At 70.8% G+C, this 22,711-nt stretch carries 20 protein-coding genes; 11 read left to right on the top strand and 9 right to left on the bottom strand.

The genetic code is table 11. From position 1 onward, the window contains the following. Positions 1 to 21 precede the first annotated feature (21 nt). Entirely contained in the window at positions 22 to 1,932 is a 1,911-nt protein-coding gene (locus ABD743_RS07970; protein WP_344720299.1) for a DUF2339 domain-containing protein, read from the bottom strand. A 314-nt stretch (positions 1,933 to 2,246) separates the two neighbouring features. Here ABD743_RS07970 and ABD743_RS07975 point away from each other — a divergent pair, with 314 nt between their 5' ends. The 4 genes from ABD743_RS07975 (at position 2,247) to ABD743_RS07990 (ending at position 6,051) form a co-directional block, all read left to right on the top strand. Next, complete coding sequence (locus tag ABD743_RS07975; RefSeq protein WP_344720301.1) at positions 2,247 to 2,975, top strand: glycosyltransferase family 2 protein; 729 nt, start codon at positions 2,247 to 2,249, stop codon at positions 2,973 to 2,975. Positions 2,976 to 3,011: 36 nt separating this feature from the next. Further along, positions 3,012 to 4,082 carry a glycosyltransferase family 2 protein gene (locus ABD743_RS07980; protein ID WP_344720303.1) on the top strand — a complete coding sequence of 357 codons (1,071 nt, stop codon included), beginning with the start codon at positions 3,012 to 3,014 and terminating at the stop codon, positions 4,080 to 4,082. After that, entirely contained in the window at positions 4,075 to 4,824 is a 750-nt protein-coding gene (gene trmB / locus ABD743_RS07985; protein WP_379659008.1) for a tRNA (guanosine(46)-N7)-methyltransferase TrmB, read from the top strand. Before ABD743_RS07980 ends, trmB begins: the two co-directional genes overlap by 8 nt. A gap of 153 nt (positions 4,825 to 4,977) precedes the next feature. Further along, the gene (locus ABD743_RS07990) at positions 4,978 to 6,051 is read left to right on the top strand and encodes a nitric oxide synthase oxygenase (RefSeq protein WP_344720305.1); all 1,074 of its coding nucleotides are present in this window, start codon (positions 4,978 to 4,980) and stop codon (positions 6,049 to 6,051) included. Positions 6,052 to 6,066: 15 nt separating this feature from the next. On the opposite strand, the gene paaI is transcribed toward ABD743_RS07990, so the two are convergent. Next, positions 6,067 to 6,498, bottom strand: a complete 432-nt coding sequence (gene paaI / locus ABD743_RS07995) for a hydroxyphenylacetyl-CoA thioesterase PaaI (protein ID WP_417715879.1) — start codon at positions 6,496 to 6,498, stop codon at positions 6,067 to 6,069. A gap of 189 nt (positions 6,499 to 6,687) precedes the next feature. On the opposite strand from paaI, the gene ABD743_RS08000 reads away from it, so the two are divergent. Beyond that, on the top strand, positions 6,688 to 7,296 hold the full coding sequence (locus ABD743_RS08000; protein WP_344720307.1) for an NYN domain-containing protein: 609 nt from the start codon (positions 6,688 to 6,690) through the stop codon (positions 7,294 to 7,296). Further along, a complete protein-coding gene (locus ABD743_RS08005; protein WP_344720309.1) occupies positions 7,293 to 8,618 on the top strand; it encodes an amidohydrolase family protein in 1,326 nt (441 codons plus the stop codon). The genes ABD743_RS08000 and ABD743_RS08005 overlap by 4 nt, the downstream gene beginning before the upstream one ends. A gap of 247 nt (positions 8,619 to 8,865) precedes the next feature. Here ABD743_RS08005 and ABD743_RS08010 read toward each other — a convergent pair whose 3' ends face one another. The 4 genes from ABD743_RS08010 to ABD743_RS08025 form a co-directional block, all read right to left on the bottom strand. Continuing rightward, the gene (locus ABD743_RS08010) at positions 8,866 to 10,284 is read right to left on the bottom strand and encodes an MFS transporter (RefSeq protein WP_344720311.1); all 1,419 of its coding nucleotides are present in this window, start codon (positions 10,282 to 10,284) and stop codon (positions 8,866 to 8,868) included. Positions 10,285 to 10,588: 304 nt separating this feature from the next. Beyond that, positions 10,589 to 10,948: a hypothetical protein gene (locus tag ABD743_RS08015; RefSeq protein ID WP_241036589.1), complete on the bottom strand. Its 360-nt coding sequence runs from the start codon at positions 10,946 to 10,948 to the stop codon at positions 10,589 to 10,591. 165 nt (positions 10,949 to 11,113) lie between these two features. Next, on the bottom strand, positions 11,114 to 12,079 hold the full coding sequence (locus ABD743_RS08020; RefSeq protein WP_344720313.1) for a hypothetical protein: 966 nt from the start codon (positions 12,077 to 12,079) through the stop codon (positions 11,114 to 11,116). Positions 12,080 to 12,564: 485 nt separating this feature from the next. Then, positions 12,565 to 13,263, bottom strand: a complete 699-nt coding sequence (locus ABD743_RS08025) for a hypothetical protein (protein WP_344720315.1) — start codon at positions 13,261 to 13,263, stop codon at positions 12,565 to 12,567. A 128-nt stretch (positions 13,264 to 13,391) separates the two neighbouring features. Between ABD743_RS08025 and ABD743_RS08030 the strand changes: the two genes are divergently transcribed. After that, a complete protein-coding gene (locus ABD743_RS08030) occupies positions 13,392 to 14,885 on the top strand; it encodes an SDR family oxidoreductase (RefSeq protein WP_344720317.1) in 1,494 nt (497 codons plus the stop codon). Between the two features lie 216 nt (positions 14,886 to 15,101). On the opposite strand, the gene ABD743_RS08035 is transcribed toward ABD743_RS08030, so the two are convergent. From ABD743_RS08035 to ABD743_RS08045, 3 genes are all read right to left on the bottom strand, one after another. Continuing rightward, the gene (locus ABD743_RS08035) at positions 15,102 to 15,965 is read right to left on the bottom strand and encodes an aldo/keto reductase (protein WP_344720319.1); all 864 of its coding nucleotides are present in this window, start codon (positions 15,963 to 15,965) and stop codon (positions 15,102 to 15,104) included. Positions 15,966 to 16,039: 74 nt separating this feature from the next. After that, a complete protein-coding gene (locus tag ABD743_RS08040) occupies positions 16,040 to 17,002 on the bottom strand; it encodes a M56 family metallopeptidase (protein ID WP_344720321.1) in 963 nt (320 codons plus the stop codon). After that, positions 16,999 to 17,370, bottom strand: a complete 372-nt coding sequence (locus ABD743_RS08045; protein WP_344720323.1) for a BlaI/MecI/CopY family transcriptional regulator — start codon at positions 17,368 to 17,370, stop codon at positions 16,999 to 17,001. Before ABD743_RS08045 ends, ABD743_RS08040 begins: the two co-directional genes overlap by 4 nt. Before the next feature lie 146 nt (positions 17,371 to 17,516). Here ABD743_RS08045 and ABD743_RS08050 point away from each other — a divergent pair, with 146 nt between their 5' ends. The 4 genes from ABD743_RS08050 (at position 17,517) to ABD743_RS08065 (ending at position 22,550) form a co-directional block, all read left to right on the top strand. Continuing rightward, the gene (locus tag ABD743_RS08050; RefSeq protein WP_344720325.1) at positions 17,517 to 18,326 is read left to right on the top strand and encodes a CoA transferase subunit A; all 810 of its coding nucleotides are present in this window, start codon (positions 17,517 to 17,519) and stop codon (positions 18,324 to 18,326) included. Next, positions 18,323 to 19,123, top strand: a complete 801-nt coding sequence (locus ABD743_RS08055; protein WP_344720326.1) for a CoA-transferase subunit beta — start codon at positions 18,323 to 18,325, stop codon at positions 19,121 to 19,123. Before ABD743_RS08050 ends, ABD743_RS08055 begins: the two co-directional genes overlap by 4 nt. Next, a complete protein-coding gene (gene pcaD / locus ABD743_RS08060) occupies positions 19,120 to 19,893 on the top strand; it encodes a 3-oxoadipate enol-lactonase (protein WP_344720328.1) in 774 nt (257 codons plus the stop codon). Before ABD743_RS08055 ends, pcaD begins: the two co-directional genes overlap by 4 nt. A gap of 410 nt (positions 19,894 to 20,303) precedes the next feature. Further along, the gene (locus ABD743_RS08065; RefSeq protein WP_344720330.1) at positions 20,304 to 22,550 is read left to right on the top strand and encodes a UvrD-helicase domain-containing protein; all 2,247 of its coding nucleotides are present in this window, start codon (positions 20,304 to 20,306) and stop codon (positions 22,548 to 22,550) included. Positions 22,551 to 22,711: the final 161 nt, after the last annotated feature.

Below are 22,711 nucleotides of genomic sequence, written 5' to 3' on the forward strand. Positions count from 1 at the left end.
GCGATCGCGAACGGGCGGGCGTCAGCGTGGATCCGCCGGGACGTCCCCGACCGTCTGGTCGTCTCCCTGCTCCGGTTGCCGGCCGGGCCTCGTCTCGGCCTCCGCCACGAGCCTTGCGTAGCGGGTGCCCGCCGCCAGCAGGACGAGACCCGCGCCGAGGAAGGCGGCCACCCTGGCCAGCCCGTCGAGCGCCACGAGGTCGAACAGCACCAGCTTCGCGACCGCCGCGACGACCAGCACGAGTCCGGTGATCCGCAGCGCCGACCTGCTGATCCCGCGGGCCAGCAGCACGAGTGCGGCGACCGTCCAGGACACCGTGACGACGGCGTGGCCCGCGGTGAAACCGGCCCGGTCGTACGACGCCAGCAGCGCGACGGTGACCACCAGCGACGTCGCGCCGTACAGGCCGACGAGCCCGATCGGTACCCACATCGGTGCCGACTCCGGATCGGGCCGGATCAGGCCGACCCTCCCGCCCGCCACGAGCAGCGCCACCGCGAGCACCAGCACGAGGGCCGAGACCCCGGCACCGACGAGGAGAGAGCTCGTGCCCGCCTCGTCGTACGGGGATGCCGGGAACCGCACGACCGCTACGAGGGGAGCGTCCTGCGCGAGCGCCATCAGCGCCCCGACCGTCCCGTAGGCCATCGCGATGATCAGTGGCGTCCGCGTGCGCAGCACGGCCGCCACCACGGCTGCCACCACCGCCTGGCCGAGCAGCGCCGTGGTGGCAGCGGCCCCCTCCATCGCCACCAGCGTCGCCTGGAAGAGAGCGACGGTCGCCGCGGTGACCGCCACCGTCCGCAACAGCCGGTCCAGGCCGGGCACCACGGCGAACCCGGCCAGGGCCAGCGCGGCCACGGCGGCGACAGCGGCACCGCCCCAGTCACCGAGGGCGGCTCCCGTGGCGAGCACCGGGACGGGCGTGGCCGCGACCAGTCCGGCAACCGGCTCGCGCGGGAGCCGCTGCGCGGCGGGTACCGCGGTGCCGAGGCCGACGGCAAGGCAGGCGAGTACGACCGCGACCGTGGCGGCGTCCTCCCCGTTCACGGCGACCAGGGCGCCCACCCCCGATCCGAAGAGCACCGGTCCGGCCGCTGCAACGAGCATGAGCACGGACCACTGCCTGCGCACCACGATCCGCAGCGCGGTCAGCTGCAGGGCCAGCACGAGTGCCACCAGCAGCCAGTCCCTGACGATCACCGGTGCCAGCAGGGCTGCCCCGACGACCACCCCGACGGCGAGCAGCTGTGACCGCCACCGATCGGCAAGGCCGAGTCCGGCGGCGGCCACCACCAGCTCGACCAGCAGCGCCGGCACGTCCGGGAGGTAGCCGTACAGCGCCGTCGCCGCAGCGACCACCAGGTAGAGAGTCGCGAAGCCCGTCGCCGCCAGCGCGAGGGCACCCGTTCGGGCGCTTTCGCGGCGGTGCAGCCGCAGCGCGATGGCGACCAGCGCCACGCCGAGCACCGCGCCCGCGGCGACCCGCGCGGGCGGTGAGAACCAGCCGCGGGACGCGGCCAGCACGAGCAGCATGACGATCCCGAGCAGGGTGACGCCGCTGCCGACCCACGCGAGCAGCCGCGCCCCGGAGATCGACCATCGCGGCCGGGGCGGTGCTACCGGCTGTGAGAACGGGCCGGTAGATGCGGCCGGACCGGTCTCGCGGGGTGGCAGAACGACACTGTCGAAGGGCGAATCCGGTATCGCAGGAGTGACAGGGTCGACATTCGACGCAACCTGCTCCACCGAACGCACGTCTCCTGATTGTGACGATTGTGGCGCCTCCACGGCCGGCGCCGCTCCGGAACCGACCGGAGCGGCAGCAGCGCGCAGCTGCAGCAGCTCCGTGCCGATCGCATCGATCCTGCGTCCCAACCAGGCAAGTTCCCTCGACAGAGCGATGTAGGGATCCCTGGTTTCGGTGCTCATGCCGAGAAAGGATGGAGGCACACCGTGCGTAACGGGGTCCGTACCACTACCAGGTTCCGGTCACAAGTTCATCACGTTCCCCCATCCGGGGGGTTCGTGTCCGATCACCCGCAACCCACTCGACCCGGTCTCGTTAACCGGATCGAGCGGACTTGTCTGGAGGTTGTGTGAGCGCCGTTTCACCTGCCCGCCCAGCCGTCCCCGCTGGGGCGGCGCCGCATACGCCACTCCACGAGACGGCTCGTCGGCCGCGAGCGCTGCGCCGACCCCGGCCTCGTCCTCAACCGAACCGCTCGCGGTTCCCGTCCGTCTCCGTGGTGGTGCCGACGCGCAACGAGGCGCGCAACCTGGAGATCATCCTGCCGGTGATCGCCGCGGTCCGCCCTGCGGTCCACGAGATCATCGTCGTCGACGGCAACTCCACCGACGGCTCCATCGAGGCCGCCAAGCGCGTCCTGCCGTCGGTACGCACGATCACCCAGACCCGCAAGGGCAAGGGCAACGCGATGGCCTGCGGGTTCGGGGCGGCCACCGGCGACATCATCGTGATGTTCGACGCCGACGGCTCCGCCGATCCCGCCGAGATCCCTGCCTTCGTCTCGGCCCTGGTCGCGGGCGCCGACTTCGCCAAGGGCAGCCGGTTCACCACCGGCGGCGGCAGCGACGACATCACCCTGCTGCGTAAGACCGGGAACGCAGGGCTCAACGGGGTCGCGAACGCGCTCTTCGGCACCACGTACACCGACCTCTGCTACGGCTACAACGCCTTCTGGGCCGACCTGCTGCCGGTCCTCGAGCTCCCCCCGGTGGACGCTCCGCCGCCGCCGGACGGAATGCTGTGGGGCGACGGTTTCGAGATCGAGACGGTGCTCAACTGCCGGATCGCCGCAGCCGGGCTGAAGATCACCGAGGTGCCCTCGATCGAGCGGCAGCGGATGTTCGGCGAGACCAACCTCCGCACGTGGGCCGATGGCACGCGGGTGTTGCGTACGCTGCTGGCCGAGCACCGGCGTGCCGACCGACGCAAGTTCGACCGCCGCTAGACACGAGCGGTCACCATTCGTGAAGGAGACCGCCCCGTGAGTACGACCGCCGTCACGGCATCCGTCGTGATCTGCGTGTACACCGAGAAACGCTGGGACGACATCGTCGCCGCTGTCGAATCGGTCGCTGCGCAGGAGATCAGCGCGCAGGAGATCAGCGCGGTCGAGACAGTGGTGATCGTCGACCACAACGCTGCGCTCCTGTCGCGGGCTCAGCAGGCCTTCGCCCCTCGCGGGGTGCGGGTTCTGCCGAACGCGCACAAGCAGGGCCTGTCCGGCGCCCGCAACACCGCGATCGCCGAGGCCACCGGCAGCGTGATCGTCTTCCTCGACGACGACGCCGCGGCCCGGCCGGGGTGGCTCGCCGCGCTGCTCGCGCCCTACAGCGATCCCACGGTCGTCGCGGTGGGCGGGGTCGCCCACCCACGCTGGCCGGCTGGGCGGGCCTTCGTCCGCACTGCGCGTCCGACCGTCCTGCCCGGTGCCGAGCCGTGGAACGGCGACGCGACCGGCGAGCTCGACTGGATCGTCGGCTGCACGTACACCGGCCAGCCCACCGAGCAGGCCGAGGTGCGCAACCTGATGGGCTGCAACATGTCGTTCCGCCGGGAGGTGTTCGAGCGCGTCGGGGGATTCGCGGAGGACATCGGGCGGATCGGCAAGAACCCGCTCGGCTGCGAGGAGACCGAGCTCTGCATCCGTGCCCGACAGGCCTACCAGCGGGCAGGCGAGAAGATCCGGATCGTCTTCGAGCCGCGCGCGATCGTCGACCACCGGGTGAGCGAGGACCGCGTCGAGTGGGCCTACCTGCGCAGGCGCAGCTGGGCTGAGGGGCTGTCCAAGGCGGCCGTCTCCAAGCTCGTGGGCAGCGACGACGCTCTCTCCACCGAGCGCAGCTACGTCGCCAAGGTGCTGCCCGGGGCCGTGTTGCGGGAGCTACGGCAGCGGAACATCACCTCGGCCGCGGCCGTCGTCGCCGCGCTCGCCTGGACCGGTGCCGGCTACATGCGGGGCAAGCTGCCCGGTGCCACCGACGGTGTGCGGCTGCCCGCCGCGCAGGGCGACGGAGCGGTTGCGCCCGCCACCCACCCGAACGCGGGTGGCTGAGGTCGGGACCGCCGGGGTGCAGCACCCGCCGATCCACAGTTTCGTCCACCACCGCAGCCGCCTCACCGAAGGTCAGCAGCACGCCTGGGAGCGGTGGTGGCAGACCCGCGGCCGGGACGTCGAGGATCTGCTGAGCGGGGCCGAGCCGTTCGATCCACCTGCCTGGTTCGGCCGGACCGCCCCGCTGGTGCTGGAGATCGGGTCCGGAATGGGGGAGTCGACGGCGGCACTCGCTGCAGCCGCTCCCGACGTCGACCACCTGGCGGTCGAGGTGTTCGAGCCCGGCCTCGCGCAGCTGCTGATGCGGCTCGCCGAGGCCGATCTGACGAACGTCGCTCTGCTGCGCGGGGACGCCGTTGCGCTGTTGCGCCAGTGCGTGCCACCTGCCTCGCTGATCGCGATCCGGGTCTTCTTCCCGGATCCCTGGCCGAAGCGCAGGCATCGCAAGCGGCGGCTCGTGCAACCGGACTTCGCTGCTCTGGCGGCCTCGCGGCTCGAGCCGGGCGGCACGCTCCACATGGCCACCGACTGGGACGACTACGCCGTCCAGATGCGCGAGGTCTGCGACGGCGAGCCCCTCCTCGAGAACACCGCGTCCGGGGAGCCCGACGGATGGACACCACGACCGGAATGGCGACCCGTCACGAAATTCGAGCAACGCGCCGTTCACGAAGGTCGCGCCGTTCACGACCTCGTGTACCGTCGCCTCTCCACCGAGCCACCCTCTGGCCACAGAGCGTGACCGGGTAGGAAGGACGCACCCCGCTCCCCAGGGGTGTCGGGCGAGTGAAAGGCCAGACGCCGAGTGTCATCGCTCGTTGCAACGAACGCTGCTGTTCCTGCTCCCCGCGAGCCACAGAGCTCCCGCGCCAACCGCCGACCGGCGAGGGGTTCCGTGGACCTCGCGGAGGCGCAGGAGTTCCTCGACCAGTTCTATGCCGAGACCTCGCCCACCACCAGGTTCGATCATCGGTTGTGGCAGATCCGCCACGAGATCGAGACAACCGGCAGCTACACCCACACCGTCGAGGAGTTGACGTTCGGCGCACGCGTGGCCTGGCGCAACTCGGCGCGCTGCATCGGTCGGCTGTACTGGAACAGCCTGCGCGTCCGTGACCGGCGGGACGTCACCAAACCGGCCGACGTTGCCGCGCAGTGCGTCGAGCACCTGCACGAGGCCACCCGTGGCGGCCGGATTCGTTCCACGATCACCGTCTTCGCCCCCGACCGGCCGGACCAGCCCGGACCGCGCATCCATAACGACCAACTCGTGCGCTATGCCGGCCACCGCCTACCCAACGGGGAGGTCCGTGGCGACGGTCGGTACGCCGACTTCACCGACCACGCGGTCGCCCTGGGATGGCAGCGCCCGGAGCCACCCGGGCGATTCGACGTGCTACCGCTGGTCATCTCGGGTGGCGACACCGAGCCGGAGATCTTCGACCTCCCGGCCGACGCCGTGCTGGAGGTGCCGCTCTCCCACCCCGACCACGAGTGGCTGGCCGACCTTCGGCTGCGTTGGCACGCGGTGCCCGCGATCAGCAACATGCCGCTCGACATCGGCGGCGTGACCTACCCGGCCGCTCCATTCAACGGCTGGTACCTCGGCACCGAGATCGGTGCCCGCAACCTCGTCGACGCCGACCGCTACAACCTGCTGCCGGTCATCGCGGAACGCCTCGGCCTGGACACCAGCTCCGAACGCACCCTGTGGCGCGACCGCGCGCTGGTCGAGATGGTGCGGGCGGTGCAGCATTCCTTCGACGAGGCCGGGGTGACGATGGCCGACCACCACTCCGAGTCACGACGCTTCCTCACCCACGTGGCCCGCGAGGAGAGCGCCGGGCGGCGTTGCCCTGCCGACTGGAGCTGGATCGTGCCTCCCGTCTCGGGTGGGCTCACCCCCGTCTACCACCGCTACTACGACGAGCCCGACCCCACCACGCGCCCGGCCTTTCTCCAGCCCTGAGGCGCGCGCACCCGCTCAGCTCGGCGGAGGCAGACCCGGCACCTGCCGGGTGCGGCCACGGAACTCCGCCACCGCCAGTTCCCCGTGACGCACGGTGACGTCGTAGAGGCCGGACCGGCCGGTGCGCGCACGTTCCATCGCTTCGGCCACGAGCTCTGCTCCGAGGGGCACCGGCCGCAGGAACGCGATGTCGGCACCCGAGGCGACGGCCGAGACGCCGTAGCTGTTCGACGCGTATGCGAGGGCTGCGTCGGCGAGGAAGAACAGGTATCCGCCGTGGCAGATGCCGTGGCCGTTCACGTGGCGAGCCTGCACCGTCATGCCGACCACAGCACGGCCAGGCCCCACGTCCAGCAGACTTATCCCGGCCTCACGGCCGGCCGCGTCGGCCCGATGCATCGCCTCGGCGGCGCGAGCAGCGACCGCCTCGGATGTGTCGTCTGTCACCGCGACGATCCGCCGGTCGGCCGAGCCGCGACCCGGACAAGTCGGCGTCGCCGGTGGGCGCCATGTCGCAGGATCAGGGCGTCCCGGCTCTCGTCCATCGCCGCGAATGCTATCGCTCACACAGGGCTAGGGTCGGGTCATGACCCCGCTCTGCTCCCCGGCCCGACGCTCGTGACGGCGGCTATCCCCATGGGTTCGGCCCCGCGCGTGATGCTGGTCTGGGACGCGCCCAACATGGATATGAGCCTCGGCTCGTTGCTCGGCGCGCGACCGACGGCGACCTTCCGGCCGCGTTTCGACGCGGTGGGCCGCTGGCTGCTGGATCTGGCCGGACCGGATGCGATCGCCGAAGCCACCGTCTTCACCAACGTGGTACCGGGGAGCACCGAGGTCGTCCGGCCGTGGGTCGAGGCATTGCGCAACGTGGGCTTCGCCGTGTTCGCAAAGCCGAAGGTCACGGAAGATTCCGACGTCGACGAAGACATGCTCGCCCACATCCGGCTCCGGGCCGAGGAGGGCGCGCTCCGCCACGTCGTCGTGGCGTCCGGCGACGGAAGGGCGTTCCGGGAGCCGCTCGAGGATCTCGAGAAGCTCGGCACCAACGTCACGGTCATCGGGTTCCGCGAGCACGCGAGTTTCGCACTCACCTCGGAAGTCATCGAGTTCATCGACCTGGAAGACATCGAGGGCGTGTTCCGCGAGCCCCTGCCGCGCATCACGCTCGACTCGCTGCCGGAGGGCGGTGCTTGGCTGCCGCCGTTCCGTTCACTGCGCTCGCTGCTGGAGGCGCGACGATGACCACGGCACTCGCAGCACGGTTCACCGCGCCGGTCGTGCTGCCGTGCGACCCCGCCTGCACCGTGCTTCGTGACGGTGTCGTCGACATCGACGCCACGGGGCGGATCACCCACGTCGGTCCACGGTCCTCGGCCCCGCCCACCGACGCACCGGTGCGCGCCCTGCCCGGCGCTCTCCTCCCCGGGCTCGTCAACACCCACGCCCACACCCCGATGTCGCTGCTGCGGGGGATGGGTGGCGACCTGCCGCTGATGCGCTGGTTGCAGGAGGTGATGTGGCCTGCCGAGGGCAAGCTCGAGGCGTCCGACGTTCGGGTGGGGATGACCGCGGGCTGCGTCGAGCTGCTCCGCACCGGCTGCACCACCAGCGTCGAGATGTACTTCTTCACCGACGCGGTGATCGACGCCGTCACCACGGTGGGATCCCGCGTCGTCCTCACCCCTGGCATCATCGCCGCGCCGGGCTGGGACCGGCTGGGTTCGTGGGAGGAGATGCGCGACGAGGTGTCGGCGCGGATCGACGCCGACGGGTTGCGGTCAGGCCCCGGTGAGCGCGTCGAGCTCGGCTACGGACCACACGCCGCCTACACCCTGCCGCCCGAGGCGCTCGAGTCGGTGGGTGAGCATGCGCGCGAGCGTGGAGCGCTCGTGCACATCCACGTGGCGGAGGCCGCCGAGGAGGACCTCGCCCAGCGCGAGGCGTACGGCTCGGTGCCCGCGCTGCTCGACCGCGTCGGCATGCTCGACGGCCGGGTGCTGGCCGCCCACGCCGTGCAACTCTCCGACCAGGACGTCGAGCTGTTGGCCGCGCGCGGCACGGCCGTCGCCCACTGCCCCGGCTCCAACGCCAAGCTCGCCGCCGGGATCGCGCGCGTGTCGTTGCTGCGACGCGCCGGCATCCGCGTGGGGCTCGGCACCGACGGGCCGGCGTCCGGCGACGATCTCGATCTGTGGGCCGAGGCCCGGCTCGCCGGACTGCTCGCCCGCGTCAGCAGCGGCGACGCAGCTGCGCTCACTGCAGCTGAGCTGCTGCTCATGGCCACGCGGGACGGCGCGGCCGCGATCGGGCGCGACGACCTCGGCGCGCTGGAACCGGGCCGATGGGCCGACCTGGTGCACGTCGACCTCAGCGACTCCACGTTCGTCAGCCCCGAGGACGACGCCCAGCTGCTGTCGAACCTGGTGTGGGCCGGGGGCTCCCGACTCGTCCGGGATGTCTGGGTTGCAGGGGAGCAGGTGCTCTCCGACCGGGAGCCGACGCGCGTGGACCGGGCCGCTGCCACAGCCGAACTGCGCACAGTGGCAGCCCGCCTGCACGCCTGACCCGAACACCCCGCGTGCCGGGGTGTGAGCACAGTCGGCGAGCTGACGGCTAGCTGTGGATAACTGGGCTTCCTTGTGGATAACTTTCGAGCTCGGGGCTGTCGTCAGGACAAACAGTTCCCACGACTCTCCACAGCATGGCGGCGGCTCCCGGAGTCGACTCGCCCTGAAGATGGGACGACTCGCACGCAATACGGGCGACTGGCCGACTGCGGACGGCGAGTCGCGGTGCTCGCGTCCCGGGAGTTCATCCGGCAGGCTGCCGTGCGCGAAGGGCAGCCGCGCTCATCAGGATGGCCACGAGGTTCGCTCCGGCCAGCACGGCGAACGCCGGCCAGACACGAGCCGCCATGTCCGGTGCGTTCAGGACGGAACCCAGGATCGACACCGCGATGAGGGCGCCCGTCTGGCGAGTGGTGTTCTGGGCGCCGGAAGCGAGACCGCTCTGGTGGTCCGCGATGTTCGAGAGCAGCAGCGAGGTCAGGGCCGAGAAGGCGATCGTGCTCGCGATGCCGACCAGGAACAGGCCGACGGCCAGGGTCGGGTAGGAGGTGCTCGGCTGTGCCCGGCCGAGTGCCAGGACGCCCAGCAAACAGCAGCAGAAACCGGCGAGAAGCATCACCCGATGGCCGAAGCGGTTGGCCAGCGGCCGGTACAGGATCAGCGGCCCGATGCACGTGCCCACTGTCAGCGGGATCAGCGCCACACCCGCTTGGCCTGCAGGCCAGAGGCGAACGTCCTGGAAGTAGAGCGACATGACGAACAACGTTCCGTAGAAGAGGAAGCCCATCAGAGCGGCGCTGGCCAACGCCGTGGAGCGGATCTGATTCTTGACGAACGCCGGCGGCAGCATGGGGTGGGTCGAGTGACACTCCACCACCCAGAATCCCGCGCCGGCTGCGATCCCGCCCAGCAGCAGGCCGATCGTCGCCGGTGACGACCAACCGGCCGATCCGCCCAGGATCAGTCCGGCCGTCAGCAGAGCCAGCGCGGCCGCGGCTGCGAGCTGACCGGCGTGATCGATCCTGCTCACGTGGGGCGGTGGGGCGGTGACGCGCCACAGCACGAGCGCCATGCTGATGATGCCGACCGGAACGTTGATCAGAAACACGCTTCGCCAACCGAGTGCGTCGATCAGTAGCCCTCCGACCAGCGGACCGACGGCCACGGCGATCCCGCCGGTAGCGACCCAGACGATCGTGGCGCGCGATCGTTCGGTGGGCTCCGTGAACAGGTGGGGGACCAGCGCCAGCGTGGCGGGCAGCAGTGCCGCGGCGCCGATGCCCTGCACGACTCGAGCCACGATGAGCAGTTCGACGGTCGGGGCCACGGCGCAGGCGGCCGAGGCCAGCGTGAACACCGCCGTTCCCCACAGCAGGCTGCGGCGCAGGCCGATCCTGTCGCCCATCACGCCCCCGGTCAGGAGCAGCGCGGCAAGGGCGAGCGTGTAGCCGTTGAGCACCCACTGGGCCTCGGCCATGGAGCCGTTCAGGCTGTTCCGGATCGACGGGATGGCGACGTTGAGGACGCTGCCGTCGAGGATGATCGCGAAATAGGCGAAGCAGATCGCCGCGAACCCGACGGTCGCGTCTTTCCGGCCGGCGCGTTCCGCAGCGGCCTCCTTGTGTCGCTGGAACTTGCTATGAGGAGTTGTGTGGCGATCCATCGCCGCCCCATTGTCTCGGCTCCATCGGGCGCACTCCGAAACCCGGCGCGCCCGGCGCCGAGATCACGATGCCCACCAAGGCCGGCCCTGAATATCGCCCGCCCCATAGCGCATTGTGTCATCGGGTCATGCGTTGACACCCGACCGTCAGGCGGAATCGGGGTAGTGCTGCTGAGGGCCGGGATCCCGGTGCCGAGGTCCCAACGTGACCCCGGCCCTCGTCAGAGGCAGTAGTGCAGTTACTGCCGTCGTGCACGGCCACTCCCCAGCGGCCGCTGGTCCATGCGCTCGAGGCGCACAGATCTCACCAGTGCGAGCTGATCGCCTTACGCCTGCGGTGGTGCCGACCCTCGTCGGTCAGTTCGTGTCGCGCCGCCGGCACCGAATGTGCTCCCGGGCCGACCCGCGAGGCCGGGATCGCGGGAGCGACGTCCTTCACGACGGGAATCGGCGCGGTCAGCGGATCCCGGCGAAAAGCTTCGACGGGGTCGGGGACACGGGGCGGCGGGGTCGGAGCAGCGGGCTCGTGCTGGCGGGCTCGCCAGCCGCCACGCGTGAGCGCATGGAAGATCGGCGTCAGCTCCGCGTCCTCGTCGAAGGCATGCCTACCCGTTGCCGGGCTCCAGTCGTCGTCGGTCGTCGAGTAGCGGGTCGCTGGGGACACGCGTCACCTCCGTCATGATCCTGTGCGCCACCATGGTGCTGCCTTGGTGCGGCTTTCGGCGTACTAACACCCACAACGGGGACACTCGGGCGTGGAAACGGGTTCGGAGCGACCGTTACAGCTCCGCGGCCCGGTTCCGCTCGTTCGGGTGGTCTTTGCCCCCGCTCACACTCGCTTGAGTATTCGTGCTGCGCCCGCTGCAGCCGTTGTGGCGAGGATCCACCCCGCGGCCACCAATGAACTCGCTATCCACTGGGATGCCCCGTCCAACCGCCAGTACCCGTCCTGCCCGAGGTTCACGATCGGGAGGAGCGTGTCGGCGGCGAAGAGCCAGGGATTGAAAACGGGGTTTTGTCCCTCGTCGACCGGAGGCGGCGGGTGCATCGCGAACCAGGTGCCGCCGAGAACCGCGAACAGGACGAGCCAGCAGACCGCCAACCAGGGCTGATAGCCGAATCCGACCGTCCAGCGCTGGAGCACGCCCCAGATCCGCCCGGCGACGCCGGCCTCTGCGGAACGCCGGCTCTGCCTTTCCATGAGCACTCGCTCGGAGAGCTCCTCGTCGCCCGCGCGCCGGTACGCGGCCGCCAACTGCTCGTATGGTCCCGGAGCGTAGTCGGGCATCACCTGTTTGAGCCAGCGTAGCCGCGTACGGATGTCAATCACACGTGTGTCATTCATTTTCTGGTAATCGAAATCGTCCAGATCGATGCCACCAACGGCCGCCCATAACGGAGCGGAATCGGTGAAGGTGCCGACCTGAGCCTGGGTCAGGCGCACTCTTCCACTGGGCGGCGCGGCCGGTCGGACGATGAGCTCGCCGGTCACCAACCCATAGGCGTTGAGGGCATAGGGAATGACGGTGGACGGCAGAGTTCCCAAGGTGGCGTCGACGAACTGCACCGACTTGCCCACTTCCATGCGCCGCAGCCGAACGCCACCTGCGGCCAGGAATCCCTCGGAACAGACCATGTCCTTGCCGACGGTCGCGGCACGGGCGTCGAGGGACGGACGTGCGGTGCCGTCGGGCCGCAGCCGGGGCTGCTCGAGCCGCGCGGCCGTGCAGTCGAGGGTGGCTCCGATCTCGGCGTTCTGCAGCCGGACGGTGCCCGCGCAGTGCAGCCGGCGCATGTAGAGCTCGCCGCCGATCCGCAGCCGATCGGCGAGCAGCGCATACCCGCCCCGGGGCGGCCAGCTCGATCCCGGACAGGCTCGCGCTTCCCCGCACGTGGGCGTCCACCAGCCGCAGCTGCCCGGCACAGATGAGCGGACCGCGCCCGTTGTCACGTCCCTCGAGGTCACCGCCGACGTCCATCCCGTCGCCGAGCAGCGCGATCCCGAACTCCGACGCGCCCGCCGGCCCGGCCAGCCGGGCACCCGAGAGCCGCAGGTATCCCCCGACGACGGCGTTGGGCAGCCGCACCGTGCCGTCGGTGCGGCTCCCGTCGTCGAGCTCGAGGTTCCCCTCCACCCGGATGCGGTCGGCCACCAGGCAGGCCGCGCCGTCGACGATCCCGCCGGGGACGACCGGCATCCGGCTCTCCCCCGGCGCCGGCACCAGGTCGGCGACCGCGGCCGCGGCGCCACGCTCGATCCGAGCCCCGGAGAACACCAGATCACCGCCCACCCGGGAGCAGGACCCGACCCGACGCGCAGAACGCCACATCCGGCCCGGCGTTGTGACGACCGGCGAGGAGACTGCCGCCCACCGTGATGCCTGTGGCGTCCAACGCGTCCCCGGTGGGGCTGCTGAGGTCGGCGCCGCCGAAGTCGAGGTTGCCGGTGATCCGCGCTCCGGGCAGCCGGAGCTCGCCGCTGCTGCGCAGCCGCCGCGCGTAGAAGGTGCCTTCGACCACGATCCGGTCGGCGATCAGCGCACGGCCACCGGCGCCCCGCAGGCGGCCTGCCGACAACCGGAGCGACCCGCCGATCTGCGCGTCGGTGAGATGCACCGGTCCGGCTGCAGTGAACCCGTCGTCGAGCAGCAGGTCGGCGGCCACTCGCACGTTGCCCGCTCGGAGCCCGGGCAGCCGGCACCCCGTGAGCGCGAGACCGGCGAAGCGTGCCATCCGCAGGTCGGGAGTCTGGGCGAAAACGCACCCCCGCAGCTCGACGGGCATCGTGACCTCGGCGCCGGTGAGCCGCAGGAGGCCGGTGATGTGGGCCCGCCGCAGCCGCAACGCCGGGGCTCCCGGTGGCGGCGTGTCCGTGAGCACGGCCGCCAGGGTCGTTGCCGGCAGGGCCGCTCCGGCGAGATCGAGCTCGCGCCCGGCTGCCAGCGCATCGACGAGCAGCGCCGCCGCATCCTCTACCACCGCGGCGGCCTCCCCATGATCGTCGTATTCGCGGGGATGTCTATCACGATGGAGTGAACGAGCGGGATGGACGAGCGACGGCGACTGGTCGAGTCGCGAGATCCGGGGCGGGCCGGGAGCATCGGGGGATGCGCTACCTCGTCACCGGGGCGACCGGGTACATCGGCGGCCGGCTCGCCGCGCGATTGGTCGATGCCGGCCCCGTGCGGTGCCTGGTGCGCGATCCGGACAAGCTGCGGGACGTGCCGTGGGCACAGCGCGCCGAGATCGTGAGCGGGGACCTGCTGGACCCTGCGAGCATCCGTGCAGCGTGTGAGGGGGTGGACGTCCTCTACTACCTGGTGCACTCGCTCTCGGACCGTGAGTTCGCCGCCACCGACCGCCGCGCTGCTCTCATCACCGCGCAGGCCGCGAGGGACGCCGGCGTACGCCGGATCGTCTATCTCGGCGGGCTGCATCCCGACGGCCCGCTGTCGGAGCACCTCGCGTCGCGCGCCGAGGTGGGCGAGATCCTCCTGCGCAGCGGCGTGCCGACCGCGGTGCTGCAGGCGGCGGTGATCCTCGGATCGGGTTCCGCGAGCTTCGAGATGCTGCGCTACCTGACCGAGCGCCTGCCGGTGATGGTGACGCCGCGCTGGGTGCACAACCGGATCCAGCCCATTGCGGTACGGGATGTGCTGCGCTACCTCATCGGAGCGGCCACGCTCCCGCCTGAGGTCAACCGGATCTTCGACATCGGCGGCCCCGAGGTGCTCACCTACCTCGACATGATGCAGCGCTACGCCGCGGTGGCCGGGCTGCCGTCGCGGCGCATCGTCCCCGTGCCGGTGCTGACTCCACACCTTTCGGCGCACTGGGTGAACGTCGTGACGCCGGTGCCGAAGAGCATCGCGGGGCCGCTCATCGAGTCGCTCGTGCACGAGGTGGTGTGTTCCGAGCAGGACATTCGCGAGTACGTGCCCGATCCTCCGGAGGGCCGCACCGGCTACGACCGGGCCGTCCAGCTGGCGCTGGCGAAGATCTCCGGTGGGGACGTCGAGACCAGGTGGTCGGGCGCGGCGGTGGGCGACATGCCGTCGGACCCGTTGCCGACCGATCCGCGGTGGTCCGGCGGCACCGTCTATCTCGACGAGCGCGAGCACGCCGGCACCGCCGATCCCGATGCACTGTGGGAGGTGGTCACCGGTATCGGCGGTGAGCGTGGCTGGTACTCGTTCCCGCTGGCCTGGGCCGTGCGGGGGTGGATGGACCGCATCGTCGGCGGCGTCGGGCTACGCCGCGGCAGGCGTGATCCCGACCGTCTGCAGACCGGCGACGCCCTGGACTGGTGGCGGGTCGAGCAGCTCCGTGACGGCGCCGACGGCCGGATGCTGCGGCTGCGTGCCGAGATGAAGGTGCCGGGGCGCGCGTGGCTCGAGATGGTCGTGCGTCCGGTGCCGGGCGGCTCCTCGTACGGGCAGCGGGCGGTGTTCATCCCGCGCGGGTTGACCGGCCACCTCTACTGGTGGTCGGTGGCACCGTTCCACGGCATCGTGTTCGGCGGCATGGTCCGCAACATCACCCGTACCGCCGAGCGCCTCGGGCAGCAGAATCGTCACGACAAAGCGGCCGACATCGCGTAGCGATCGATCGGCACGGACTCGGGGATGGATCAGGCAGAGCCTGGAGATTCGCGGTCTGCTCTCCGGCGACTCGCGGCCGGATTTCGGGCGACTCGCGGGTTCTTCGAGGCGGACCTGGGCACAACGCTGGGCAACTCACGGGCCGGATCCGGGCGACTCGGGCTCCGGATCGGAGCGACTCGCGCGGAGGTTCCGGGCGACTCGCGGGGGTGGGTGTCAGGCGGCGTCGTCCAGCTTCTGGACCGACTCCTGGTCGAGCTGCAGGCTTCGCGCCCCGACGTTCTCCTCCAGGTGCTGCACGCTGCTCGTGCCGGGAATCGGGAGCATCACCGAGGACCGCTGCAGCAGCCACGCCAGCGACACCTGCGACGCGGTGGCGCCGAGGCGGCGGGCGATCTCGGTCACCGGGCTGTCGGACGCGGCCAGTTCGCCCTTGCTGATCGGGCCGTACGGGATGAAGCCGATGCCGAGCTCGGTGCAGTACCGCAGGACGGCGTCGCTCGAGCGGTCGAGCAGGTTGTAGTGGTTCTGCACGGTCGCCACATCCACCACGGCTGTGGCGCGTTCGATCTGCTCGACGTCGACCGCGGACAGCCCGACTGCGGCGATCTTGCCCTCCGCCTGCAGGTCGGCGAGCACGCCGAACTGCTCGTCAGCAGGCACCCACGGGTCGATCCGGTGCAGCTGGAACAGGTCGATCCGCTCGACACCGAGCCTGCGCAGACTCAGTTCGCACTGCTGGCGCAGGTACTCCGGGCGGCCGCAAGGGTGCCACTTGTTCGGGCCGGTCCGCAGGAAGCCGGCCTTGGTGGCGACCGTGATGCCCTCGTAGGGATGCAACGCTCGGCGCACGAGGTCATCGGTGACCTCGGGACCGTAGGAGTCGGCGGAGTCGAAGAAATCGACGCCGAGCTCGGCCGCTCTGCGGAGCACGGCAATGGCGGCGTCCGGGTCGGCCGGAGGCCCCCAGACGCCGGGACCGGTGAGGCTCATGGTGCCGTAGCCGAGGCGCTCCACCGGCCCGGTCGGCAGCATGAAGCGCGTACTGAGTTCGGGACCGATGTCATGAAGAGTGACCACGTCGTCACGATCGCACCGTGACGAACCGGGCGCCGCAGTTCGTGACCGGCGCCTCGCCCGATGTCACCGGGATCTCACGGCAATGCGGTGGCCAGGGCGGACGTGACCCACAGCAGCACCGCGGCGGCCAGCAGCGGAGTGACCGCGAACAGCACGCCGAGCGTCCCGCAGCGCGAGAGCGTGCCGAGGAGGGAGGGCGGTTCGGCGACGACGGCCAGGTAGCGCAGCCGCAGGGCGACCGCGTCGCGAGCCATCGCGAGCGCGACTCCCGGCGTCCCGGATCCGGTGACGTCCAGCAGCGCGGCGCGCAACGCCTCGCGTCCCGACGAGCGTGCGGCGGCGATGTCGGCAGCGATCTCGACCTGATCCCGGAGCGCCGGCGAGGCGGCCCGGAACAGCACGACGAACGGGAACGCGACGGAGACCACCTCGGCCCAGGCGGTGATCATGTGGTGCCGCCCGCGCAGATGGGCCCGCTCATGGGCGAGGACGGCAGCGATGCCGTCGGGCGAGAGCTGCCTGTGCAACCCGTCGGTGACCACGATCGTGCCCGGCCTGCCGGCGAGGCTGAACGCGAGGCCGCGCTCCGAACGCACCCACAACGTGGTCGGACCACCCTCGCGACAGGGGACGGTGGTGCCGAGCATGCGCAGCACGTCGAGCCGGTCACGGACCAGGGCGCGCCTTGCCCGTCCGTGCCGCACCGCCACCCAGGTGAGCCGCAGCCCGGCCACAGCCAGGACCACGACGGCGGCCCATGCCGCGGCGTTGTAGGCGGCGAAGTGGGGGGCGTCCTGCACGGCCGACCACCAGCGCCGCCCCACGAGGTACACGAACGGGGTGTCGGCCGCGTACCCCGGCATCGCCATGATCGCCAGGCCGACGCACACGGTGATCGAGACGCCGAGCACCGCGAGCACCCAGCAGACGATGACGGCCACCGGGTCGACCGCTCGGGCTCCGAGATGACGCAGCAACACCGGTGCGGTCAGTGCGACGATCGCGGAACCGAGGAGCAGCGCGAGGGCTATCGTCATCGCCCGTCAGCGCCGTCGGGCGCCTCACCGAGCGCGTCGCGCAGGACCGCGGACTCCCTCTCGGAGACCGAACGTGCGAAATGCAGCAACACCGTCTCGACGTCGTTGGACGCATCCAGCAGATCACGCAGCGCGCGGGCGGTGACCTCCTCGCGGGTGGCACTGGGCCGGTAGCGGTAGGCGCGACCGTCCATCTCGCGCTGGACCCAACCCTTGCGGTGCAGGTTGTCCAACACGGTCATGACGGTGGTGTAGGCGAGCTTGCGCTGCGGGGCCAGCTCCTCGAGGACGTCGCGTACCCGGTGCGATTCGGGCGACGACCAGAGGACGTCCATGACCGCAGCTTCGAGCTCACCGAGACCTCGCACGTGTCCTCCCCCCGAGCAGCAGCATAAGGGTCTCGGGGCCCGATGCGGCCCCCGGCGGAACGCCGCACCTTTGGCCACCCGACGGGGGGACGCCGGCCACCCGGTCTTCGATTGCCCGGCCCGGCTGTGCGCACTAGCGTTTCCACGTGGCCAAGATCGTGTCATTGCCGCAGGCTGTGTCCGAACTTGTGCACGACGGGGACACCGTCGCGCTCGAGGGCTTCACACATCTCATCCCGTTCGCCGCCGGACACGAGATCATCCGGCAAGGACGCCGAGACCTCACCCTCGTCCGGATGACTCCGGACCTGATCTACGACCAGCTCATCGGCGCAGGCTGCGCGGCCAAGCTGGTGTTCTCCTGGGGCGGCAACCCCGGCGTCGGCTCGTTGCACAGGATGCGCGACGCCCTCGCCACCGGTTGGCCCGCGCCCCTTCAGATCGAGGAGCACAGCCACGCCGGAATGGCCAACCGCTACGTCGCCGGCGCATCGGGTCTGCCGTTCGCCGTGCTGCGCGGCTACGCCGGCACCGACCTGCCCACCCACACCGAGACCATCTCCACTGTGGAGTGCCCCTTCACGGGCGAGCGTCTGGCCGCCGTGGCCGCGCTCAACCCGGACGTCACGGTGGTGCACGCCCAGCGCGCCGACCAGGCCGGCAACGTCCAGCTGTGGGGCATCACCGGGGTGCAGAAGGAGGCGGTCCTCGCCGCGAAGCGCTCCCTGGCCACCGTCGAGGAGATCGTCGACGAGCTGACGCCGATTCCCGGGGCGGTGATCCTCCCGCACTGGGTGCTCGATGCGGTGGCGGTGGCGCCGGGAGGCGCCGCGCCGTCGTACGCGTACGGCTACTACGACCGCGACAACGCCGCCTACCGCAACTGGGACGCGATCAGTCGCGATCGCGAGGCGTTCACCCGCTGGCTGCGCACGCTGGAGGAGGAGGCGGCATGACCGGCACGACCGACCGGGTGACGGAGCCGAGCACCACCGTCACGTGGTCCGCCGACGAGATGATGAGCATCGCCGCCGCCCGATCCCTGCGAGACGGGCAGGCGTGCTTCGTGGGGATCGGCCTGCCGTCCACGGCGGCCAACCTGGCGCGCCGCCTCCACGCACCCAACCTCGTGCTGATCTACGAGTCGGGCACCCTCGACACCCGGCCCGACGAGCTGCCGCTCTCGATCGGCGACGGCATCCTCGCCGAGTCGGCGCTGTCCGTCGTCAGCGTGCCCGAGATCTTCAACTACTGGCTGCAGCCCGGGCGGATCGACGTCGGGTTCCTCTCCGGCGCCCAGCTCGACCGCTTCGGCAACATCAACACCACGGTGATCGGCGAGTACGACGAGCCGGACGTGCGGCTGCCCGGATCAGGTGGCGCACCCGAGATCGCAGCGTCCTGCCGCGAGGTGATCGTCGTGATGCGCCACCGCCTGCGCGCCTTCGTCGAGCAGGTGGACTTCGTGACGTCCGTCGGGTACGGGAGTGGTCCACTCGACCGCCAGATCCTGGGACTGCGCGGAGCGGGGCCCGTCCGGGTGATCACCGACCTCGGCGTCCTCGAACCCGACCCGGACACCGCAGAGCTGGTGCTCGCGGCCCTCCATCACGGCATCACCGTCGAGCAGGTGCGGTCGGAGACGGGTTGGCCACTACAGGTGTCGGCGGATCTGATGATCACGGCGCCGCCCAGCGACACGGAATTGACGACGTTGCGCTCGTTGCGCACGGTGGGATCGGGAGAGTCATGACGGAAAGTCCGGTACGGCTGCACCACGTCGACGAAGGACCGCGCGACGCGCCGGTCATCGTGCTGTCGGGGTCGCTCGGCTCGACATTGGAGATGTGGCGTCCGCAGGTCGGGCCGCTGACGGAGCGCTTCCGGGTGATCCGCATCGACCACCGGGGTCACGGCGGGTCGCCCGTGCCTCCCGGGCCCTACCGGATCGCCGACCTCGCAGGCGACGTGATCGCCCTGCTCGACGACCTGGGCCTCGAGCAGGTGGCGTGGTGCGGTCTGTCGATGGGCGGCATGGTCGGGATGTACCTCGGCTCCGAGGCGCCGCAGCGGCTCACCAGCCTCACCCTGTGCTGCACGTCGTCGAACTTCCCGGACTCGTCGATCTGGGCCGACCGGATCAAGGCGGTCGCCGACGGGGGCACGGCCCCGATCGCCGAGACCGTGGTCTCCCGCTGGTTCACGCCGGGGTGGGCGGCCGAGCACCCCGACGCCGTCGCGGAGGCGGTTGCCATGGTTGCGGGCACGTCCGACGAGGGCTACCTGGCCAGCTGCCAGGCGCTCGAGGTGTGGGACCACCGCGACCGGCTCCCCGCGATCTCCGTGCCCACGCTGGTGATCGCCGGCTCGGCAGACCTGTCCACCCCCGTCGAACCGCATGCCCGCACGATCGTCGACGGCATACCCGGCGCGCGGCTGGAGGTGCTGGAGGGTGGACACCTCGCAACCATCGAGCGGGCCGACGAGGCCACACCGCTGATCGCCGAGAACGCGGGACGCTGACGGGCCCGACCTCGCGACCAGCACACAGGTTTTTCACGACGCTGGTCGCGAGGCGCTCGCTCTCGCAGGACGCTGTCTCTGGTGTGAGAGCGGGGAAGTAGCGGGCGGGCACCTTGCGCGAACGCGCCGGGGCGTACGTGGCTGCCGCGGCGCGTCGCAGGGGTGCCCGAGAGATGTTCGACCGCGGTGATCTGCCGGCGTGCGTCGATCGGCTCGGCCTGAGGTAGCGGGGTCAGGTCAGCGGCGTACGTCGGGCAACGGCGTCGTGGGAAACGGCGATGTAGTCCTTGCACGGACCGGACCGGACGAGCGGCTTTGCACGGAAACGTGCGAAAAGGTTATTCTCAAGGGTGCCATTCGAGAATAAGAACGCTCCTCTACAACTTAATTCTATCATGGGCGGGGAAGCCGTGGGAAGACCCTCTTTCGAACGCGAGCTCGAGGCGGAGACCGCCCGACTACGCACGCTGCATGCGCTGCTGGCCACCGAGCTCGAAGCGGCTAGTGAACAGGCGAAAGGCATGCTCGCCGCGCCGACGGGCGACGAGTTCAGCGCCCGCTGGGAGCGGGATGTCTCCGTACATCGCTGGTCGGAGCGGGTGACCACGCTGACAGCCGCCCGTTCCGGATTGTGCTTCGGCCGGCTCGACCACACCGGAGGGTCGACGAGCTACATCGGCCGGATAGGGCTCACCGACCCGAGTGACGGCGAAAGCGCACTCATCGACTGGCGCGCTCCTGCCGCGCAGCCGTTCTACTGCGCCACGTTGGCCACACCGCTCGGCGTGACCAGACGGCGCCATTTCCAGCTCGCCGGCACGGCGCCGCGCGAGCGTGTCGCGGATTTCCACGACGACGTGTTGGACGGTCGCGCGGCGACCGAAGCCGATTCGGGGTCTGCCTCCGATCCGGCACTGCTCGCCGCTCTGAAGGCGCCTCGCGGTTCGACGATGCGCGACATCGTGACGACGATCCAGGCCGAGCAGGACGCGATCATCCGGCTGCCGCTCTCCGGCACCGTCGTCATCGAGGGCGGACCGGGAACCGGGAAGACGGCGGTCGCGCTGCACAGGGCCGCCTACCTGCTCTACACGCACCGCGAGCGGCTGGCACGCAGCGGCGTGCTGGTGGTCGGCCCGAGCGCAGGTTTCATCCGCTACGTCGGGGGTGTGCTGCCTGCGCTGGGCGAGTCCGCGGTCGTGTTCACGACGCCGGGCCGGCTGCGCCACGGTGTCGTGGCGACCGCCGTCGACCCGGACGGCGTGGCTTGCCTCAAAGGCGATCTCGTGATGGTGGACGTGATGCGCCGCGCCGCCGCCGACAGACAGGAACTACCCGGAGCGCCGATCGCGATCGATCTCGAGGACGTGACCGTCGAGATCGACGATGCGACGGCGGCAGAGGCCCGGGCGCGCGCTCGTGCGACCGGGCTGCCACACAACGCGGCGCGGACGACGTTCCGCGACACGCTCGGCAGCTTGCTCGTCCAGCAGGGCGTCGAGCGTCTGAACCAGGACCTCGAAGACCCACCGGAGCTCGCCGAGATCCTGCGTGAGCTCGGCGATCTCCCGGAGCTGGCGCCTGCCAGTGCGGCGCAGGTGACGGCCGAGTTGCGCCAAGAGCTACGCGACGACCTGCGCGCGCACCTCGACTTCCATGCGGCGGTCGAGCGGCTCTGGCCGGCGCTCACCCCGGAGCAGGTACTCACCGATCTCTACGCGTCACGGGGACGGCTGGCCGCCGCCGGTGGTGACATCGACGTCTCCGAGCTGTACCGCGAAGGCGGCAGCTGGACCGTGGCGGACGCCCCGCTGCTCGACGAGCTTGCCGAGCTGCTCGGACCGTCGCAGGAACCGCAGGAGCAGCGGGGCGAACCGGACAGCGCATACGCCGCGGAGGTGCTGACCATCCTCGAGTCGGCCGACCGCCAGATCGCCGGAGAGGACCCCGACGAGCTGCGCCCCACCGACTTCGTCACCGCGGACGTGCTCGCCGCCCGTCATGTGCCGGAGCACCTCATGAGCGTCGCCGAGCGGGCTGCGGCCGACCGCGACTGGCGGTTCGGGCACATCGTCGTGGACGAGGCGCAGGAGCTCTCCGCCATGGACTGGCACGTACTGCTGCGCCGATGCCCCTCCCGTTCGATCACCGCCGTCGGTGACCTCGCACAGCGCAGCGCCCCGGCGGGAGCGCAGGCGTGGGCCGACGTGCTCGGTCCGCACCTCGACTCCCGGTGGATCTACCGGACGCTCACGGTCAACTACCGGACCCCGTCCGAGATCATGGAACTGGCAGCCGGCGTGCTGGCGGAGTTCGCCCCTGAACGCCAGGCGCCCGAATCGGTTCGGTCGACGGGCGAGAAGCCGTGGCAGCGCACCGTGCCGGCCGCCGACCTCGCCGCCGAGGTGCGTGCGGCCGTCGAGGAGGAGGCCGCGGAGCTGGGTCGGGGAACTCTGGCGGTGATCGCCGCCGATCTCGCAGGCCTCCCCGACCTCGGCGACATGCAGGCCATTGCGCACACACCGGTGTCGGCGAAAGGCCTCGAGTTCGACGCCGTCGTCATCGTCGATCCGGAACGGATCCGCGCGCAGAACCCCGCCGACCTGTACGTCTCCATCACCCGCGCCACCCGACGGCTGGGGCTGCTGCACGTCTGATCGGTTGTGAAGCCCGGCGCGGATACGCGAAAGGGGCCGGATCCCGCCGCGGAGAGCGGATTCCGGCCCCTTCCGATATCCAGCCCACAGGAAAGCGAACCAGGTGCGCTTACGGTCGAAGTCTCGCCACCTCGGCGGAGGAATGCCTCGACGCTGAGCGC

Origin of the sequence: Pseudonocardia yunnanensis (genome assembly GCF_039534065.1) — a bacterium.
GTDB lineage: Bacteria > Actinomycetota > Actinomycetes > Mycobacteriales > Pseudonocardiaceae > Pseudonocardia > Pseudonocardia yunnanensis.

What these genes read in the sequence shown, in the direction of transcription:
- ABD743_RS08020 (WP_344720313.1), bottom strand. Translation starts at nt 12,079, where the DNA reads ATGCGCCGGCTGCACTGCGCGGGCACCGTCCGGCTGCAGAACGCCGAG.
- ABD743_RS08030 (WP_344720317.1), top strand. Translation starts at nt 13,392, where the DNA reads ATGCGCTACCTCGTCACCGGGGCGACCGGGTACATCGGCGGCCGGCTC.
- ABD743_RS08005 (WP_344720309.1), top strand. Translation starts at nt 7,293, where the DNA reads ATGACCACGGCACTCGCAGCACGGTTCACCGCGCCGGTCGTGCTGCCG.
- ABD743_RS08010 (WP_344720311.1), bottom strand. Translation starts at nt 10,284, where the DNA reads ATGGATCGCCACACAACTCCTCATAGCAAGTTCCAGCGACACAAGGAG.
- ABD743_RS08000 (WP_344720307.1), top strand. Translation starts at nt 6,688, where the DNA reads ATGGGTTCGGCCCCGCGCGTGATGCTGGTCTGGGACGCGCCCAACATG.
- ABD743_RS08040 (WP_344720321.1), bottom strand. Translation starts at nt 17,002, where the DNA reads ATGACGATAGCCCTCGCGCTGCTCCTCGGTTCCGCGATCGTCGCACTG.
- ABD743_RS07970 (WP_344720299.1), bottom strand. Translation starts at nt 1,932, where the DNA reads ATGAGCACCGAAACCAGGGATCCCTACATCGCTCTGTCGAGGGAACTT.
- ABD743_RS08055 (WP_344720326.1), top strand. Translation starts at nt 18,323, where the DNA reads ATGACCGGCACGACCGACCGGGTGACGGAGCCGAGCACCACCGTCACG.
- pcaD (WP_344720328.1), top strand. Translation starts at nt 19,120, where the DNA reads ATGACGGAAAGTCCGGTACGGCTGCACCACGTCGACGAAGGACCGCGC.